At 43.6% G+C, this 2,235-nt stretch carries 4 protein-coding genes; 2 read left to right on the forward strand and 2 right to left on the reverse strand.

The genetic code is table 11. The features are described 5' to 3' along the window. On the forward strand, nt 1-116 hold a 116-nt coding region (locus F6K20_RS35005; RefSeq protein ID WP_287297888.1), incomplete at its 5' end, for a superoxide dismutase family protein. Between the two features lie 60 nt (nt 117-176). Here the strand turns inward: F6K20_RS35005 and F6K20_RS35010 are convergent. Continuing rightward, nucleotides 177-659: an NUDIX domain-containing protein gene (locus tag F6K20_RS35010; protein ID WP_287251093.1), complete on the reverse strand. Its 483-nt coding sequence runs from the start codon at nt 657-659 to the stop codon at nt 177-179. A gap of 363 nt (nt 660-1,022) precedes the next feature. Further along, nucleotides 1,023-1,721 (reverse strand): uracil-DNA glycosylase, encoded by a 699-nt coding sequence (locus tag F6K20_RS35015; RefSeq protein ID WP_287297884.1) that lies wholly within the window; start codon nt 1,719-1,721, stop codon nt 1,023-1,025. Nucleotides 1,722-1,885: 164 nt separating this feature from the next. Here F6K20_RS35015 and F6K20_RS35020 point away from each other — a divergent pair. Next, nucleotides 1,886-2,235 (forward strand): phosphoribosyltransferase family protein (locus F6K20_RS35020; protein ID WP_287297886.1); only part of this gene is annotated, 350 nt, incomplete at its 3' end.

The following is a 2,235-nucleotide window of genomic DNA, read 5'->3' on the forward strand; positions in this document are numbered from 1 at the left end:
TGGTTGCTGACCTTAAGGGTCACTCTCTGATCATTCACGCTCAAGGTGACAATTATTCAGATATTCCCAAACCCTTGGGAGGGGGTGGTGCTCGAGTGGCTTGTGGTGTGATTTAGCAATAGTGTTGTGCTTTTTAGTTAACAGTAACTGATGGGGAATTTGATATTCCCCATTTCTTATTCAATCCCTAAAGACTTTTGGATCAGCTTATTATTGGTTTGAATCAGTTCTTGTTGTTCTGGCCAGAATAATGTTGGTAATTCATCTATCGGAAACCACCGCAGCTGGTAACTGAGATTTGGATCAGTAGGAGTGCCGTCAATTTGGTCAGTAATGAACAAAAAATAGTAAGTCTTTTTCCAACACTGTTTGGCAAAGTCTAATCGTTCCTTAACTCCCAGTTCAGCAATAAATTTCAGGTCATTTAAGCCCGCTTCTTCCGCAATTTCGCGCTCTGCCGCCTCTAAAATGGTTTCTCCTGGTTCTACATGACCTTTGGGTAAGACGTATTCAAGTCTATTGCCTTCTTGAACAAGAGCAATGTATATCTGCTGCTCCCAACGGCGGGCAACAATACCACCAGCGGAGGTAGCGTCAGAAACTCCAGGTGGTCGTTGGTACCAAGTTTCATCAATAATCATTTTTACAGCAGTTTTCAATTGGGTCAGCTACAAATTATTAGGTTTTAGGGAGTAGGGAGTAGGGAGCGGTGCGACCCGTGGCGAATTTAATTACGGGTCAAGCGCACCGAGGGAGTAGGGGGAATAAAATTGACTGTACGTCATTACTATTAAAAATTATATAATTAGGTTGTATCCTATCCGGTTGACTACTTATCATTCTTGGTTGTTCGTCAATTTAAAATTGGAATAAAAAGTTTTAATTTACCATTGAAAGTTGTCAATTAACAATTAGCATTTAACACTTAACACTTAACTAATCTCTACTCCCTCTTATCTCTTCCCTCTTATCTCTTCCCTGTTCCCTACTCCCTACTCCCTATTCCCTAATATCTATTGCATCTAAGATCGAATCTCGTCTAACTTAGCACGCACTTTCTGGATATCTTGCCACATCAGCCACTTTGGACTACCTGGATCTCGTTTCGGATTCCGGAGTAGGTAAGCAGGATGGAGAATGGGCATACACCACTTATGCCCTTCCCATTCCATCCAGGTGCCGCGAATCTTTGTAATGCCCTTCTTGTTACCAGTTAAGCCTTTGACCGCTGTAGCACCAGTGAAAAGAATAATTTGGGGTTCTACTAGGCGAATTTGTTCCAACAAGTAAGGTTTGCACGCCTCAATTTCATTAGGAGTAGGAGTGCGGTTACCAGGAGGTCGGCACTTGACCATATTACAAATATATACATCTTGTTCAGTATCGATTTTCACAGATGCCAAAATTTTCTCCAACAGTTTCCCTGCTCTGCCTACAAAGGGCATACCAGTCTCATCTTCTTGTTTACCCGGTCCTTCCCCAATAATCATAATTAGGGCCTTAGGGTTGCCACGTCCAATAACAGCCTTAGTGCGGGTAGCTCCTAATTCGCAGCGTTGGCAAGATTGACAGTGTTCTGTCAAGGATTCCATGGTGTCGTAAGTGCCAGCAGGAATAGGGATTTTGGCATCAGTGGGGATTAGGTCCCTTTGGACATTGTTGGGCTTTGATGGGGTTAACTCTGACTCGTCAAAAAGACTAAGTTGTTCTCCGTTGGACATGAGGACTCACAGAAATTTTTGCAGGCATAAGGCACCTTACTACTAATAGTAGATTGAGGAGATTGTGAGCAACTAATTATTACAATTCTTTCTTTTGATACAGTAATCTTGACAAAAATCAGTAATTATAATACATATCAGGCAACTTCATGCCGGAGGAAGCCATGTACACTGCCCCGCTGTTTAGCGATCGCGCTGATGCCGGTGAGCAGCTTGCTCAAGCACTTATCCCCTTGGTGAGCAGGCTGCACGCTACAGGTATTGATGCAACACCTATTGTATACGCACTACCTCGGGGGGGTATCCCAGTAGCAGCACCAGTCGCTCAAGCACTGGATTGTCCGCTAGATATTGTAGTGGCAAAAAAAATTGCTACGGTTAGCAACCAAGAATTAGCAATCGGTGCGGTGACTTCCTCCGGAGTTGTACTGTGGTCTGGGCAAAGGCGATGGCCAAACAAAAATGCTCAATGGCGGGAAATACTATTAGCTCAAGCTCAAGAAAAAGCCCAAGC

The organism is Moorena sp. SIO2C4, assembly GCF_010672485.1.
Classification (GTDB): Bacteria; Cyanobacteriota; Cyanobacteriia; order Cyanobacteriales; family Coleofasciculaceae; genus Moorena; species Moorena producens.

Coding starts and splice junctions, on each gene's coding strand:
- F6K20_RS35015 (WP_287297884.1), bottom strand. CDS start 1,721: ATGTCCAACGGAGAACAACTTAGTCTTTTTGACGAGTCAGAGTTAACC.